Origin of the sequence: Bacillus sp. 179-C3.3 HS, from assembly GCF_047229225.1 — a bacterium.
Classification (GTDB): domain Bacteria; phylum Bacillota; class Bacilli; order Bacillales; family Bacillaceae; genus Bacillus.
This window is the reverse complement of sequence record NZ_JBFEFT010000001.1, coordinates 104,716-120,811: the sequence shown is the minus strand read 5'-3', so window position 1 is coordinate 120,811 and position 16,096 is coordinate 104,716. Positions and strand designations below refer to the sequence as shown.

The window sequence follows — 16,096 nt, the reverse complement described above, 5'->3', positions numbered from 1 at the left end:
GCTTTTTTATTATGCTTGGATGAAGACAACCTTTAAATAATTCCCTTCAGGATAATGTTTGGTCGTACGGAAATCCTCAGGAAGTGTGTATTCTTCAAGAATCCGATACGTTTTCCCAGATTCTTTAAAGGCCTGATCAATAAACCCTTTAAACTTTTTCATTCCGAATGCACTGCTATTGGTCGATGCAACAATGACGCCATTCTCAGCTGTAATCTGAATCGCTTCTTTTAACAGCTTCTTATAATCCTTCGCTGCACTAAAAGTATGTTTTTTCGTTCGTGCAAAGGAGGGCGGGTCTAAAATGACTACATCATACGTCCATCCCTTTTTCGCTGCAAACGGGAAATATTTAAAGACATCCATCACCTTGATGTCATGTCCAGCTACATCAATTCCGTTTACCTCAAACTGCTCGGATGTTTTTTTCAAACTTCGGTTCGCCACATCCACACTTGTCGTACGACTCGCTTCACCAAGCGCAGCCGCAACCGAGAAGGCGCCTGTATATGAAAACGTATTGAGAACCGTCTTTCCTTTCGCATATCGATCACGAATGGCCTTTCGCACATGGCGCTGATCAAGGAAAATCCCTGTCATGGCACCATCATTTAAGTAAACCGCCACATTCATTCCGTTTTCTTTTACGATCAGAGGAAATTCGCCCTTCTCTCCTTTGACAAAATCATCGTCCTCAATATATTGGCCAGATGTATCAAACCGTTTCTTTTCATAAATGCCTTTGTAATCTGGATAGACTTGTTCAAGCGCACTCAACAGATCTGATTTCAATGTATAAATTCCTTCGCTGTACCATTGGAGAAGATAAAACCCATCGTAATAATCAATGGTGATTCCGCCGATACCATCGCCCTCTCCATTGAACACCCTGAAAGCAGTCGTCTGCACATCACGAAATAAATGCGTCCTACTTTTGGCTGCTTGTTCTAACTTCGAGACAAAAAAGGCCTGGTCTATCTTTTCATTCGCATCAAATGAAAGCACCCAACCAATCCCTTTATTCTGCACACCATAATACCCTTTACCTAAAAAAGAACCTCTTTCATCCACCCACTCAATGAGGTCGCCTTCCTTTACACCGTTCACACGCAGGACAGCATCTTTTGAGATCAGAGGGTATCCCTTTTTTACTTGTTCTGCAAATGTTTGCTTTAATGAGATTTTTTTCATTTGTGTCATCCTTCTTCTAAATTGACTCTCTCTATCCTACCATATGAATGTATACGTTACTTCTATTATGATAAGATGAGGAGAAAAATATAAACAGGACATAGAGGGAGGCTATTCTTTTGACGACATTGCGCTTAGACCATACAGGGATTATGGTAACCGATATTGATCAATCCATTGATTTTTATGAAAAGGTGATCGGCATGAAATTAAAGGATCGGATCACCCACACAAACGGCGTCATCGAGCTTGCATTCCTCGGCTTTAAGGATGAAGACGAAACAGAAATTGAGTTAATACAAGGCTACAGCAACGACCTACCATCTGAAGGTAAGGTTCATCATCTCGCTTTCACAACAGATCATATTCATGCTGAATTTAACCGCATTCAAAAGCTGCAAATCGAGCTAATTGATGAAGAGATCACAACTTTGCCAAATGGCTATTGCTATTTCTTTTTCAGAGGGCCAGATCAAGAATGGATTGAGTTCTTCCAACGTTAATATTTCCTAGGAAATGCTTTACCATTGAAGTGCGACCTTCCAGTCATCACAAAAGAAAAAGAGTAAGAGCATGTATATCTGCTCTCACTCTTTTTTTATAATACTTTGCTAAGGAATGATTTTGTCCGTTCTTGCTGTGGATTTCCGAAGAGAGCCTCTGGTTTGTTCTCTTCGACAATATATCCACCATCCATAAAGATCACTCGATCTCCTACTTCTCTCGCAAAGCCCATTTCATGTGTCACAACCACCATCGTCATTCCTTCAACTGCTAATTGCTTCATGACAGCTAATACGTCTCCGACCACTTCAGGATCAAGTGCGGATGTCGGTTCATCGAACAATAGCACTTTCGGGTCCATCGCTAACGCTCGAGCAATCGCGACACGCTGTTTTTGTCCTCCAGATAATTGGTTAGGATAACTTTTTGCTTTATCTTTTAAGCCCACTTTTTCAAGCAAGTCTAACGCTTTCTCGACCGCTACTTTCTTTTCGATACCCTTCACCTTAATAGGGGCAATTGTGATATTTTCCAATACCGTTTTATGTGGAAATAAATTAAAGTGCTGAAACACCATTCCTACTTCTTGGCGCACTTTATTGATATTCACTTTAGGATCTGTAATCGTATGTCCGTGAACAACGACTTCTCCAGCTGTAATATCTTCTAATTTATTGAGACATCGTAAAAATGTACTTTTCCCTGACCCAGACGGACCAATAACACAAACGACTTCTTTTTCTTCGATGACTGCATTAATATCCTTTAACACTTCGTTATTGCCAAAGGATTTCTTTAAATTTTTCACCGTAATCATACTCATTTGACATCAAATCTCCTTTCTGCGTAGCTTGCCAGTAGAGAAAGTAAATAAATGATCACGAAATAAATGATACCGACAATGAGCCAGACATTCAGAGGATCAAATGTAGCCGATGCCTGAACCTGCCCTCTTTGCATAATGTCGGCGATGCCAATGATGGATAAGAGCGACGTGTCTTTCAAGCTGATAATGGCTTGGTTTGTAATCGCTGGTAGCATGCGGCGGAATGCCTGTGGGAGAACAATAAAGCGCATGTTTTGGCTTCCTGTAAACCCAAGAGAACGCGCAGCTTCTGATTGACCTTTATCAATAGATTGAATTCCCGCACGAATAATCTCTGAGAAATAAGCACCTGCATTAATCGCGACTGTAATAATCCCTGCGGGCACTCGATCGAGTGAGATGAATTCAAGTGTATTTAAACCAAAATAAATGAAGAATAGCTGTACGATAAACGGCGTGCCTCGAATTGCATTGACAAAGACGAGTGAAATAAACCTTAATATTCTAAATGGCGACAGACGAAATAGTGCCACAATTAAACCGATGATAAAACCTAAAATGATGGCAACAGCGAAGATATATAAAGTGGTTTGCAAACCATCCATTAAGTACGGAAATGCGTTGATAATCGTATCCATGTTTCTCCCTCCCTCATTCACATACAGGTGACATATAAAGAAAGCGCGCATAGTGCGCGCCTCACTTGCTTTATGATTTCAAATATTTATCAATGATTTTGTCGTATTCTCCGCTTTTCTTCAGGTTCTCAAGACCTTTATTGATCTTTTCTAGGATGTCTTGGTTTTTACCTTTCATCACTGAGATCCCGTATTCGTCCCCATTCAAGCGGTCCCCGACTGTTTTCAACTTCAAATCTTGCTGTGCAATGGCATACGTAATGACAGGATAATCTTCAATCAATGCATCTGCGTTTCCATTAGACACTTCTTGGAACATTGATGGACTGTCATTAAATTGAATCACTTCGTACCCATATTTATCTGCGTTATCTGATGCGAACTTCGCGCCTGTTGTACCATTTTTGACTGCTAGCTTTTTCCCCTTTAAATCATTAATTGATTTAATGCTGCTGTCTTTTTTCACGACAACCGTTAAACCAGCTTCGAAATATGGATCTGAGAAGTCTACTTTTTCTTTACGCTCATCCGTAATACTCATACCGCCCATCCCAACATCAAGCTGACCTGCTTGCATCGCTGGAATAATCCCCGAAAAGTCCATTGCTTCAAGCTTAATCTTGAAGTTTTGATCCTTCGCAATGGCGTTGATTAAATCAACATCTATCCCTTCATACTTGCCATCTTTTTCATATTCAAATGGCGGATATGTTGTATCTATCCCAATTTTATATGTGTCCTTGCCTTCTCCTGAACCACTTTCTGATTTTGATCCACAGGCTGCCATGACGAGCACAACAACAAGTCCCATAATCAGTAACATCGATTTCTTCATAAAACACGACCCCCTATTGTCAGTTTTGTCTAAATATTCGCAACAACAATATTACTATACCATGCAAAATCTACGGTGTGTAAAAAAAATTTATCAATACCAAAGATCTATACAATTCTAGATCAATAGTCTTTTAAAATTTTATTTTTTGCGAATAACTCATTTTATTCTGAAAAGAGAGAGGATCACAATTTTTTTGTCATATAATCTTACAAAAAAATGTTGGTAATCCTACAGAAATGCAGATTCCTCCTGTGATTCATACACATCGTCATTTCCCTAATTGATATCGTGATATATTTTCCAATGCGCCTTTTTCGACCGGAATTTTTTTGTAAGCGTATACAAAATCGGTTTTTAGGTCCTTTATTTTTCATTATTGGTTGAAATTACATGAAAAAACATGTTTTACAATGTGATGTCGACAGCTTAAAATAGAAGATACTGATGATATACTTCCTCCCATCCCTCAAAGGCGAATTGACAATTGAATGAGACTCACAAATTGTGGGTATCCAATTTAAATTATGAAGAAAGGAGGATAACAATTGGAAAAAACAGGTGTTTTATCATCTTTCGAAGTAGCGAATATGCTAAATGACTGGTATGTCATGATGAAGAAAAGAGAAATAAACGACGCCATTCAACTAAAAGAAGACATCCTTCGGGCATTTGATCGAATGGAAGAGGATCAAGACGTATTGCTTTACTACCAATTACTAGAGTATCGCTTCAAAGACCTGATCGAAGATACTTCCTCGTTAGACCACAGTCTCTTTGTCGATGAAGATGCGATTCGAACCGATGATATGCTAAGCTACTATTTCGATTTCTTTAAAGGTATGTACGAAATGCGTAGGGGCAATCATGACACAGCCTTTCACCATTTAAAATTGGCAGAGAATAACCTAGATCTCGTGCACGATGACATTGAAAAAGCAGAATTTCACTATAAAACTGGGTGCTTATACTACAATATTAGATCCACTCTACTCTCCATCCACCACTTAAAGAAGGCTTCATCAATTTATGACGCAGACCCATGTTATGTGAAAAAATCAATCAGCTGCCAAATGATGCTTGGATTGAATTATGCAGATCAAGCTAAATATGACAAGGCAGAAGCTTTGTTACAACAGGTGATTCATTCCTTAGAACAGATGGAAGATCTCGACTTACTCGGTCACGCATACTGCAATGCCGCCTTTATTAAAAGTCTGAAAAAAGAATACAGCGACGCTGCACCGCTTCTAAAGAAAGCATTATTGTTAGAAACATTTGAAACTTCTTCTCCAAGCGGCTATTTACTTGCCATGTACGCCTATACAAAAGCGTTGTTTAAACTGAAAAACACTAGTTTGTTCCACTATTACGTTCAGCTTTCACTTCAAAAAGCAGATCATTTAAAACAACGCAACATTTCGCTGAAATTATCCATTCTAGAACTGCTCATGCTACAGCCAAACAATATGATGGAACAAATCATTTCTTATTGTGATCAATTAGAATCAATGAACTTTCTCGTAGACCTTGAAGCTATTTGTGAGGACATCGCGGAGTACTTAACAGAAAACGGACATCATGAAGAATCAACTTATTTTCAGAATAAGGCTTTATCATTCAAACAAAGTTGAAGATGAGGAGTTGTTGAAGGATGAAGAAATGGCTCGTAACTAGTACGGCGGCTTTCATACTTATTATGACAGGGGTTTTCGTTGATCATTCCACTCAAATTGATCAACAATCTGCCCATTCACACAATGATGGAACCATTATTCAAAAGGGAGATCGTGGAACCAATCCTTAATGTGCTTCTACGAATAAAAAGGAGTAGCTGTTTGCATAGCAGCTACTCTTTTTTTGATCAATCGATTTCCCGTTTAATATTTTGCATTTTTTCATCTAAGTAATTGGCGATATCCGCCGCTTCTTTGAGCTCATCAGTTAGTTGATGAGGGATATCATTTTGCATTTTATAATAAATCTTATGTTCAAGACTTGCCCAGAAATCCATCGCGATCGTCCGCACTTGAATCTCGACTTTCACATACTCTACACGATTGGTTAAGTAGACGGGAATCTCAACAATTAAATGAAGGCTACGGTAACCATTCGGTTTAGGATGTTGGATATAATCTTTCACCTCAAGGATGGTCAAATCCTCTCTTTGTCTCAACACATCGATAATATTATAAATATCTTGAATAAAGGAGCAAATGATACGGACACCTGCGATATCATGAATATACTCCTTGGCACATTGTGTCGTGATATCGCATCCTTTTCTAGCTAATTTACTCGCAATGCTTTCAAAGGATTTGATACGTGATTTTGTATGCTCTATTGGATTGTGTCCATGGATCAAGTTGTACTCCTGGCTAATGATAGAAAACTTTGTGTCCATCTCATCTAGCGCAAATTTATAGACTAATAGTTCATTTTTCCAATCTTCCATGACATTTTTCAAATCTTCTACATGGGTTACTGACAGATTCATTTCTATTTGTCATCTCCTTTTGGCAAGCGGCTTTTACACCGATGTCCAATGACTAGACGGAGAAACGACTCGTTTGGTTTTAAATTTAGCTACGCTGTTTGTAATAGGTCAGTGCCAACGCCAACGCAAGGACAGATCCTTTTACGATGTCCATTGCGTAATAAGGGACAGACATCATGACCAAACCATTTTGTAAAATACCGATGAGGACAGCTCCTATAAATGTACCAAATGCATTTGGCTTGCCTGCGCCCATGACTGAAAAACCGATGAAGGCAGCAGCTACTCCGTCCATTAAGTAGGGGGTTCCTGCATTAATTTCTGCTGTCATGACTCTCGAAGCCAGCACAATGCCCCCAATTGCTGCAAATAAAGCCGATAAGAGATATGCGACGAATTTGTACTTGTTGACATGAATACCAGACAATCGAGCAGCTTCCTTATTCCCGCCAATGATGTACATAAATCGCCCATGCTTTGTATAAGTCATAAAGATATGCGCGAATAGCACAATCGCCGCCATAATGAGAATGATATAGGGCACCTGACCGATGTGACTAAAAAAGGCTGGAATCGTCCCAGTGGAGAAGGTGCCATCCGGCATGACCATATTTTCTGAAATGGTCGCTCCTTTTGTATACGTTTGAGCCAGCCCTTGTATGATAAACATCATAGCTAACGTCATGAGCATATCTGGGATCTTCATTTTAACAATCATCCATGCATTCAACAGACCGACAATCATTGAAGCTGCAAGTGCAGATAGAATGGCAAGGAGTGGGTTCTGCGAAAACCATACAAACATGGAAATAACAATCGCATTAGATAACGTGGCAACGGAGCCTACAGATAAATCAAAACCATTCACGGACAATGAGATCGTTATTCCCACTGCAATAATGGTTACGATCGAGATTGACCGTAAAATATTGATGAGGTTTCCAGATTGTAAAAAGGCTGGATTCGCAGCCGAAAAGACGACAATTAAGACAACAATCGTTAAAATCGTGCCATATTGATAAAAGAAATCAAACAGTTGAAATGATGACTGCTGTTTTTTCCTTTGTTGAACAGGTGAAATGTGTCGTTCACTCATGATTGTCCTCCTGTTGAATGATATAAAAGTTCTTCTTCCGTCATTGGCCGCTTCATTTCCCGGGCAATGCTGCCATCATAAAGCACATAGACACGGTCTGCTATGCCCGCAATTTCTGACAGTTCACTTGAAGCATAAATGATTGATTTTCCACGATCAGCAAGTTCAGCAATCAGAGAAAAGATGTCCTTTTTCGCTCCAACGTCCACGCCCTTCGTCGGTTCATCAAAAATATACACATCGGCTTCAGCTAACAGCCATTTGCCTATGACAACCTTTTGCTGATTTCCACCAGATAGATACTTCACCTTCGTTTCAAGAGAAGGTGTTTTTACGCCAAGTCGCTCGACCATTTCTTCGGCGGTTTGCTTTTCCTTCAGTCGATGGATAAAGCTGAATATCCGTGTGAAGACGGATAGGCTTGCTGTCGTTAAGTTCCACCCTACTGTTTCCTCTGTCAAAATGCCTTCTTTTCTCCGTTCCTCAGGCACTAAGGCTAGTCCTGCTCTTACTGCTTGATGAGGTGAGTTGATTCTCACTGTTTTCCCGTGAATCTGCACAGTGCCCGTGCTTTTTTCAGAAGCGCCAAAAAGAGCTTTGCATAATTCTGTTTTCCCTGCTCCAACAAGGCCTGCGATGCCTAGAATTTCTCCCTTCTTCACATGAAAATGAATGTGATCCAGTTTATCAGGATCTGTTAAATCTTTCACGTCCAGCACAACAGGGAAATCATTCGAAAACGTACGGGTTGGGAATTGCTCATCTAACGGGGCTCCTAACATCTCTTCAATAACCTGTTTCGGGTCCGTTTCTTTGACAAGATGTGTCGCCACGCTCGATCCGTTTCGCATGACGGTCAATTCATCACAGATGGAGAAAATTTCTGGCATGCGGTGGGAAATAAAGACGATGCCCGTTCCATTTTGTTTCAGCTGTTCAATCAGAGAGAATAATTGACTAGTTTCTGCATGGCTGAGCGGTGCAGTTGGTTCATCTAATATTAAAATGCTACATTGAGCGGAGACTGCCTTCGCAATGAGCACCATCTGCTTTTCTGCAAGCGTTAATTCACTGACAAGCCGCTTTGTGGAGAGGTTGATCTCCATCTCCTTCAGCGTTTGAGCCGCCTGACGATGAAGCTCCTTCCAGCGAACAAACGGCTGCCGCTCAATTTCATGCATCATCATATTCTCACCAACACTTAAATAGGGCACAAGAGCTGTGTCGACTTCTTGATGGACAGTCTGCACACCGTATGTGGCCGCATCCTTTGGTGTGTGAATAGATGCCAATTGCCCATTGATATGAATGGTCCCTTGTGCATGTGAATAGGCCCCTGATAATACTTTCATTAAAGTCGACTTCCCAGCGCCATTTGCTCCGATCAGCGCATGTACCGTCCCTTTTTTCAACGTAAAATCAACTTGATCTAATGCCTTGACCCCTGGAAATTCAATCGAAATCTGTTTCATGTGAACAAGTGGCGATGTCATAGGTGTTCTCCTCCAATGATCGTCATCTGAAAAATGAAACACTCTCTAATGAAAGAGAGTGCATGTTGATTATTTTGCATAATGGTTCTTTAAGGTTTTCATCCAGTCCTCTTCAAAGGCAGAAGATGAACCAAATCCCTTCACTTCTTCCGCAAGGTTCACCATATTGATGGCTTTCCCTGCCTGTTGGAGCTGCTTTTGTGAGATAAGTGAGGCCTCAAGGTCATAGGAAGAAGGTGTTTCCTCTCCAGCTATTTTTTTCGCAAGGATTCGAACGTCAACCTCCCCAATTAGCTTTGGATCTACTGCTGCTGTATACTTCCAAGGGCTGTCTTTCGTCGTCATTTCCTGAAGATCCGCATTTGAGACATCAATTCCATAGATCTTGACTTCTGTTCTTCCTGCTTCTTTTAAAGCTCTTGCCGCACCGATCGCAAATGCATCCCATGTCGCGAAGATTGCATCAAGCTTGCCCTTCGGATATTTATTGAGCATTGCCGCGACAGCATTTTGCGTTTGCACGGATGTATCAGAAGATGCAATACCAAAACGGTCAATCTCTTTTATCCCTGGATGCTTCTCAAGGGTTTCTTGGTATACCTTGTTTCGTCTGACCATTGGCGGAAATCCATCTACCCACAGATAGGCAATGTTCGCTTTCCCATTAAAATCAGCGACGAGTGTGTCCAATGACTTCTTGGCTAATTGTTCATCATCTTGAGAGGTGACTGTGACGCCTTTGATATCCTTCAGCTTAGGGTTTGAATCAAATGCCACAACTGGAATTCCCTTCGCTGTAATCTTCTTCACATCAGCGACTGTCGCCTCATCATCTCCATGGGAAATAATGATGCCATCATAGTCTTCTTCTAGTGCCTGGGAAATCGCATCATGGAACTTCGCTGTATCTCCATTGGCTGTATACACATCAACCGTAAAGCCTAGTGCCTCACCTTCTGCTTTTGCACCAGCTAAAAATTGCGCTGTGTGGTCATCTCCACCAATTTTGCGGATGACTTTAATCTTTGCCCCCTGCCCTTTTGCAAATCGCTCTGGTACATTGTCAAAGGAAACATTTTCGTTCGTTTTCGCTTTTGATCCTGAGCTTGATCCCGCTCCACAACCAGTTAATACAATGGTTAGTACCGTCAATATCACAAGAAATGATGTCAAATTGTTACGCTTCATTGCTGTTCCTCCTCAAAGTTGTTTATTTTCCCCATAGGAAAACTAGGTAAAAGTGTTAGACCTCACCCGTCAACCCATGGATTGATTCAAAATAGAGACAAAAAAGCCTCTCTTTTTAAAGAGAGGCTGGATGACCGTTGCATAAGATATGTATCGGATCGTCTTCCTCTCTTATCTGTCAAAGCTTTGATCGCTTTGCAGGAATTAGCACCAATTTCTAAAGTAGAAACGGTTGCTGGGCGTCATAGGGCCAGTCCCTCTGCCTCTCTTGATAAGAGATTCGTATGAAATTTTGCGTTAAATGTTCCCTTTACTTTAATGCGATGTCACATCGTTGTCAATCACTTTTTTGAATATTTTTAAAATGACTCACTCAATCTGATAAGTAGGAGATGCTAGCTTGACAGGATTCATGCGACGTTGCCCATTGCCATGTAGTAGTCAAAAGGTGTATAGTTGAAAAAAAATCTGACAGAAACACAGCCCGCTTTTTAATTATCTGATTAATCAGTTAATAACGAATCTGGATTTTATTTCTTTTTTAAGAAGGTGGTGGCACAGGTAACTTACAGTAGAGAGAAGGAAAGCGCTTTACCTGAATTTTCTCATGAGAATTCCAGAAAACCTATTGCTAATATTTCGTGAAGGTATAGAATAGAATCATAATTATTTCGTATTATTAGAATTTTCAAATAATCAATAGCAAGGAGATTTACAATGCCAAAACAACCCATCCGTGTAGAACTCAGTTCAACAAAAAAACCAAAACCTCAATCTGATCAGCTTGAATTCGGGAAAATCTTCACAGACCACATGTTTGTGATGGATTATTCAACTGATAAAGGCTGGTACGATCCAAGGGTTATTCCCTATCAAGCGATTCCGATGGATCCAGCTTCTATGGTTTACCACTATGGTCAATCTGTGTTTGAAGGCTTAAAAGCGTATGTTTCTGACGATCAAAAAATTCTATTATTCCGTCCAGAAAAAAACATGGAACGCCTAAACAGATCCAATGATCGCCTGTGTATCCCTCAAATTGATTCAGAAACTGTGTTAGAGGGGTTAAATGAACTCATTCGCATTGATAAGGATTGGGTACCTGATGCAGAAGGAACTTCTCTTTATATTCGTCCGTTTATCATTTCCACTGAACCTTATTTAGGGGTTGCACCGTCAAACACGTATAAACTCATCATCATCTTGTCTCCGGTGGGCTCCTACTATAAGGAAGGCATTCACCCTGTTAAAATCGCCGTTGAAAATGAATTTGTTCGTGCCGTAAAAGGCGGAACAGGTAATGCTAAAACAGCTGGCAACTATGCATCAAGCCTAAAAGCACAGCAAGTGGCTGAAGCAAAAGGATTTTCACAAGTTCTTTGGCTTGATGGGGTTGAGAAAAAGTACATTGAAGAAGTAGGCAGTATGAACATCTTCTTTAAAATCAATGGTGAGGTCGTCACGCCGAAATTGAACGGAAGTATTCTAGAAGGCATTACACGGAACTCTGTGATCGAACTGTTAAAGCATTGGGACATTCCAGTGAGAGAACGTAAAATCTCAATTGATGAACTCATTGAGGCACACAAAACAGGTGAACTGGAGGAAGTGTTTGGAACAGGGACGGCAGCCGTCATTTCTCCTGTTGGGGAGTTAATTTATCACGACCAACAATACGTCATTCAAGATGGGCAAACGGGTGACATATCGAAGAAATTGTACGAAGCCATTACTGGCATCCAAAAAGGGACACAGCCCGACATCTTTGGTTGGACAGTGGAAGTCGATTCTGTCGTGAAGCAGGCATAACATAACAAAGAACCCTTCATCGTGAAGGGTTCTTTTTCCTTTTCATCAAATCGTCCACCAAAACAAGATCGATACACACACAATGAGCCCTGCATATATCCACCCTTTCCATTTGATATGACGCTTTTTTTCAATCAACAAAAAGACTTCCGGTAAAAAGATAGTGATGATTTCAAGTATAAAGATCACAATATAAATGAATGGAAGTGGATTCATCTGGAGGTTCGTAATTCCTGGTCCTCCTCCAATTGTCGTCAAATACATCAACAAGTTGGTCACCGGGATTGTAAAACAAACCAACAAGCGAAATATATAGATCCATCTATATGATTGATTCCGTCTAAGACCAATAAACGAAGCGATGATACCATACAGAAACAGCACCAACGTGCCAAAACTAAAAATAGGGTGAAAATAAAAACCATAAATCATTAAGCCGAATAATATCATATTTCTGCACCTCTTTCTTTTCAGCAGTACATACTGTTTTACGGGTGAATCCTTCCTATAATACTCCTTTATTCCAAGTATGCATATGGTGAAAACATAAAAAATGACCCCATCAAGGGGCCATTCCATTTTATGCATTCACTTGTTTGAAAAATTGGGGTAAATACTCACGATGCGCTTCTAGCATTTCATCTAGAATTTCCTTTGCCACCTCATCAGATGGGACGAGTGGATTGATCGTCATGGCGACAAGCGCTGTGTGATAATCCCCTGTTACAGCTGCTTCCGCTGCTACACGTTCGAATGATTTGATTTGTTGAACAAGTCCCGTTACCGCAACAGGTAAGTCTCCTATCGCAATCGGCTTCGGTCCATCTTTTGTGATGATACAGTTCACTTCAACTGCTGAATCAGCCGGAATGCTGGCAATTGCCCCTCTGTTCATCGTATTTACTGGTTGGATGTCATGTTTATCGTTATAGATCGAGCTAATTAAATTACATGCCGCATCACTGTAATAAGCCCCACCTCTTTTTTCAAGCTGTGGTGGTTTGATCGATAAATCTGGATCTTTATAGAGTTCAAATAATTCTTGTTCGACTTGCTGGACGACCTCTGCTCTTGTGCCTTTCTCTTGCGCCGCCTTTTGTTCTTCTTCCAACATATCTTTCGTTTTATAATAGTAGCGGTGATATGGACAAGGAATGACGCCTAATCCTTTGACAAATGAAGGCTCCCAGCTTTTCGCTTCAATGTTTTGCATAGACCACTGGCTATTTGGGTTTCCTAATTCATCTAGCACTTGATCTAAAATACTCACCCCATCTAAATACACATCTAATCCATACACCATGTGATTCAGACCAGCGAACTGTACTTCAATCCGTTCAACATCTACATCAAGTGCCTTTGCAATCCCCATTTTGATGCCAATTGGGACGTTACAAAGCCCGACTACTTTCTTCAGCTTTGTGTAGCGTAAAACGGCTTCTGTCACCATACCTGCTGGATTTGTAAAATTCACAAGCCATGCATCCGGACAAAGCTCTTCCATATCCTTCACGATATCTAAAATAACAGGAATGGTTCGCAATCCTTTCAATAACCCGCCTGGTCCATTCGTTTCCTGACCAATGACACCGTATTTAAGTGGAATTCTCTCATCTTTTGCTCGTGCTTCGAGCAACCCAACCCGAAATTGTGTGGTCACAAAGTCTGCATCCTTTAAAGCGGCACGTCGATCAAGTGTCAGGTGAACTTCAATTGGAAGACCCGCTTTTTCAATCATGCGCTTTGCTAGAGCACCGACAATGTTTAATTTTTCTTGCCCCGCTTCAATATCGACAAGCCATAATTCTTTCAAAGGCAATTCATGATATCGCTTAATAAATCCTTCAACTAGTTCCGGCGTATAGCTTGAGCCACCGCCAATCGTGACAATTTTGATTCCCTCTTTCATGAATTGACACCTCCGAATTGCTTCATCTTTTCATGTAGTTCAATGATTTCTGTTGCTAGTTCTTTGACTGTCATTGCGTTCATGAGGTGATCTTGGGCGTGAATCATTAAGAGGCTAATGTCCGTCTTTTCTCCTCTGATTTCTCCTTGGATCAACTCTGTTTGTGCGTGATGCGCCTCATTTAACGCGTCTTGTGCTTCCTGCAATTTCTGCTTCGCCTCATCAAAGTGGCCTTTTTTTGCACATGTGATGGCCTCCATTGCTGAACTTCTGCCATTTCCACCATGCAAGATGAGTTGAAACACAATCTGTTCCATTTCCATCGGCCGCATCCTCCTTGTACCCTCTATTACATACTGACAGTATGATCTTCAGTTGATGCTTTTGTTTGTAGTTCGTTTTCTTCCTTCACTTTTTGCTTATCCCACATTCTAAAGAATGGATAGTATAGTGCAAATGACAGTACCATGTTAATGAGCTGCATGACAGCGCCAGATATTTTTCCGCCTGTTGCCAGATAGCCTGAAATGATTGGCGGCATTGTCCATGGAACAGCGATTCCTGCCGGTTTTGCCACAAGTCCTGTACTCATGCCAATATAAGTGGTGATAATTAACATGATAGGCGTCAGGATAAATGGGATTAAAAGCATTGGGTTCATCACAATCGGCATTCCGAAAATAATCGGTTCGTTGATGTTAAAAATGGCTGGGCCAATGGCAAGTCTACCGAGTTGTTTCATTTGTTTACTTCTGGCACGTATAAACATCGTAATGACTAAAGCAAGTGTTGCACCACTACCGCCAATGTTGATGAAAATATCAAAGAACTGTGCGGTGAAAATATTCGGTAACACTTCTCCAGCTTGATACGCGAGACGGTTCTCATCCATCGCACCTAGCCAAATCGGGCCCATGACGCCACCGACAATCGTCGCTCCATGAATACCACAAGACCAAAGGAGCATCTGAACACTCACCGCTACGATACTTCCGCCCAGGCTGCCCCCGAGAACGGAAAGCGGTGTGCCAATTAAAACTGTGATGATATTATGAATACTCTCAAAAGGTGTCATCTCAATGACAAGTCTAGTGACCCAAACCAACGTGACGACCACAAAACCTGGAATAAGTGCGATAAACGATTTACTGACTGCTGGCGGTACACCATCAGGCATTTTAATCACGATATTCCGTTGCACAATGAAACGATATATTTCTGTTGATAGGATGGCAATAATCATGGCCACAAACAGCCCTTTACTACCCATTAAACTGACTGGAATCCCACCATTTACTATGATTTCTTCTGTTGATCCATCCGGTGTGAATGGCACTTGATAAGGTGTTGCCAATAGGAATGCCGCAACCGCTATGGCACCAGATGATAGTGCATCGACAGCATATTTTTCTGCAAGCCGATAGGCGATTCCAAAGGTGGCAACAAGTGCCATAATGTCAAAGGTGGCACTAACTGGATAGGACAGTTTTGTCGCCCATTCCGCTCCAAAGACACTTGCCATAAATTCACTGTATCCCGGGATTGGAAGGTTGGCTAATATGAGAAATAGCGAACCGACAATAATGAGAGGCATGGTGAGAACGATACCGTCACGCAGTGCTTGTAAATGTCGTTGAGCGGCAATTTTCCCTGCAAACGGCATCACCTTCTCTTCTAGAAATCGGTTGAATCCATTCATCCCTTCCGCCCCCTTTATCCGTTCACTAGCTGTTCGGCAGATTTTAAAACCTCGGCGCCATTACATACGCCATAGTGCACCGCATTAATGACATCTACCGGAATCCCTTTTTCTTCTCCGAGTTTTTTCATTTGAGGTAACAAATATCGAACCTGAGGGCCTAATAACAACACATCTGCTTGATCAATGTGACTTTTTGCCGCATCTCCAGATACTGCCCAAATGCGATATTCTTTCCCTTGTTCTTGTGCGCTTTTTTCCATTTTCGTCACAAGTAAGCTTGTCGACATACCTGCTGCACATACTAATAAGATATTCATGTGTAACCGCCCCCTTTAGAAGTATGAAGCTTATCTTTACACCATCATCTTATTATGAAACCGCTTTCAATAACACCTATACTTTTTCCTT

At 41.0% G+C, this 16,096-nt stretch carries 17 protein-coding genes and 1 riboswitch; of the genes, 4 read left to right on the top strand and 13 right to left on the bottom strand.

The genetic code is table 11. The annotated features are described in order from the left end of the window. Nucleotides 1-9: 9 nt before the first annotated feature. Nucleotides 10-1,191: a class I SAM-dependent rRNA methyltransferase gene (locus AB1K80_RS00600; protein WP_412854681.1), complete on the bottom strand. Its 1,182-nt coding sequence runs from the start codon at nt 1,189-1,191 to the stop codon at nt 10-12. 119 nt (nt 1,192-1,310) lie between these two features. Here AB1K80_RS00600 and AB1K80_RS00595 point away from each other — a divergent pair, with 119 nt between their 5' ends. After that, nucleotides 1,311-1,694, top strand: a complete 384-nt coding sequence (locus tag AB1K80_RS00595; protein WP_412854680.1) for a VOC family protein — start codon at nt 1,311-1,313, stop codon at nt 1,692-1,694. A 95-nt stretch (nt 1,695-1,789) separates the two neighbouring features. On the opposite strand, the gene AB1K80_RS00590 is transcribed toward AB1K80_RS00595, so the two are convergent. From AB1K80_RS00590 to AB1K80_RS00580, 3 genes are all read right to left on the bottom strand, one after another. Next, nucleotides 1,790-2,518, bottom strand: coding sequence for an amino acid ABC transporter ATP-binding protein (locus AB1K80_RS00590; RefSeq protein WP_412854679.1), 729 nt, complete (start codon nt 2,516-2,518; stop codon nt 1,790-1,792). Beyond that, complete coding sequence (locus tag AB1K80_RS00585) at nt 2,515-3,159, bottom strand: amino acid ABC transporter permease (RefSeq protein ID WP_412854678.1); 645 nt, start codon at nt 3,157-3,159, stop codon at nt 2,515-2,517. The genes AB1K80_RS00590 and AB1K80_RS00585 overlap by 4 nt, the downstream gene beginning before the upstream one ends. A gap of 70 nt (nt 3,160-3,229) precedes the next feature. After that, complete coding sequence (locus tag AB1K80_RS00580) at nt 3,230-3,994, bottom strand: transporter substrate-binding domain-containing protein (RefSeq protein ID WP_412854677.1); 765 nt, start codon at nt 3,992-3,994, stop codon at nt 3,230-3,232. A 548-nt stretch (nt 3,995-4,542) separates the two neighbouring features. On the opposite strand from AB1K80_RS00580, the gene AB1K80_RS00575 reads away from it, so the two are divergent. Together AB1K80_RS00575 and AB1K80_RS00570 are read left to right on the top strand one after the other, a co-directional pair. After that, on the top strand, nt 4,543-5,628 hold the full coding sequence (locus AB1K80_RS00575) for a tetratricopeptide repeat protein (RefSeq protein ID WP_412854676.1): 1,086 nt from the start codon (nt 4,543-4,545) through the stop codon (nt 5,626-5,628). 20 nt (nt 5,629-5,648) lie between these two features. Beyond that, a complete protein-coding gene (locus AB1K80_RS00570; protein ID WP_412854675.1) occupies nt 5,649-5,801 on the top strand; it encodes a hypothetical protein in 153 nt (50 codons plus the stop codon). Nucleotides 5,802-5,858: 57 nt separating this feature from the next. Here the strand turns inward: AB1K80_RS00570 and AB1K80_RS00565 are convergent, their stop codons facing one another. The 4 genes from AB1K80_RS00565 to AB1K80_RS00550 all read right to left on the bottom strand — a co-directional run bounded on the left by AB1K80_RS00565 (nt 5,859) and on the right by AB1K80_RS00550 (nt 10,268). Further along, nucleotides 5,859-6,491 (bottom strand): GTP pyrophosphokinase family protein, encoded by a 633-nt coding sequence (locus tag AB1K80_RS00565; RefSeq protein WP_412854674.1) that lies wholly within the window; start codon nt 6,489-6,491, stop codon nt 5,859-5,861. Between the two features lie 85 nt (nt 6,492-6,576). Then, nucleotides 6,577-7,587: an ABC transporter permease gene (locus AB1K80_RS00560; RefSeq protein WP_412854673.1), complete on the bottom strand. Its 1,011-nt coding sequence runs from the start codon at nt 7,585-7,587 to the stop codon at nt 6,577-6,579. Then, the gene (locus tag AB1K80_RS00555; RefSeq protein ID WP_412854672.1) at nt 7,584-9,080 is read right to left on the bottom strand and encodes a sugar ABC transporter ATP-binding protein; all 1,497 of its coding nucleotides are present in this window, start codon (nt 9,078-9,080) and stop codon (nt 7,584-7,586) included. Before AB1K80_RS00555 ends, AB1K80_RS00560 begins: the two co-directional genes overlap by 4 nt. Before the next feature lie 69 nt (nt 9,081-9,149). Continuing rightward, nucleotides 9,150-10,268 (bottom strand): sugar ABC transporter substrate-binding protein, encoded by a 1,119-nt coding sequence (locus AB1K80_RS00550; RefSeq protein ID WP_412854671.1) that lies wholly within the window; start codon nt 10,266-10,268, stop codon nt 9,150-9,152. A gap of 168 nt (nt 10,269-10,436) precedes the next feature. Beyond that, a riboswitch (SAM riboswitch) is annotated at nt 10,437-10,546 on the bottom strand. A gap of 439 nt (nt 10,547-10,985) precedes the next feature. On the opposite strand from AB1K80_RS00550, the gene AB1K80_RS00545 reads away from it, so the two are divergent. After that, nucleotides 10,986-12,077 carry a branched-chain amino acid aminotransferase gene (locus AB1K80_RS00545; protein ID WP_412854670.1) on the top strand — a complete coding sequence of 364 codons (1,092 nt, stop codon included), beginning with the start codon at nt 10,986-10,988 and terminating at the stop codon, nt 12,075-12,077. Nucleotides 12,078-12,122: 45 nt separating this feature from the next. Here the strand turns inward: AB1K80_RS00545 and AB1K80_RS00540 are convergent, their stop codons facing one another. From AB1K80_RS00540 to AB1K80_RS00520, 5 genes are all read right to left on the bottom strand, one after another. Further along, nucleotides 12,123-12,527 carry a hypothetical protein gene (locus AB1K80_RS00540; protein WP_412854669.1) on the bottom strand — a complete coding sequence of 135 codons (405 nt, stop codon included), beginning with the start codon at nt 12,525-12,527 and terminating at the stop codon, nt 12,123-12,125. Between the two features lie 130 nt (nt 12,528-12,657). Continuing rightward, entirely contained in the window at nt 12,658-13,986 is a 1,329-nt protein-coding gene (locus AB1K80_RS00535; protein ID WP_412854668.1) for a 6-phospho-beta-glucosidase, read from the bottom strand. Next, on the bottom strand, nt 13,983-14,309 hold the full coding sequence (locus AB1K80_RS00530; RefSeq protein ID WP_412854667.1) for a PTS lactose/cellobiose transporter subunit IIA: 327 nt from the start codon (nt 14,307-14,309) through the stop codon (nt 13,983-13,985). Before AB1K80_RS00530 ends, AB1K80_RS00535 begins: the two co-directional genes overlap by 4 nt. Before the next feature lie 26 nt (nt 14,310-14,335). Continuing rightward, complete coding sequence (gene celB / locus AB1K80_RS00525) at nt 14,336-15,685, bottom strand: PTS cellobiose transporter subunit IIC (protein WP_412854666.1); 1,350 nt, start codon at nt 15,683-15,685, stop codon at nt 14,336-14,338. A gap of 14 nt (nt 15,686-15,699) precedes the next feature. Beyond that, nucleotides 15,700-16,005 carry a PTS sugar transporter subunit IIB gene (locus tag AB1K80_RS00520; RefSeq protein WP_412854665.1) on the bottom strand — a complete coding sequence of 102 codons (306 nt, stop codon included), beginning with the start codon at nt 16,003-16,005 and terminating at the stop codon, nt 15,700-15,702. Nucleotides 16,006-16,096 lie beyond the last annotated feature (91 nt).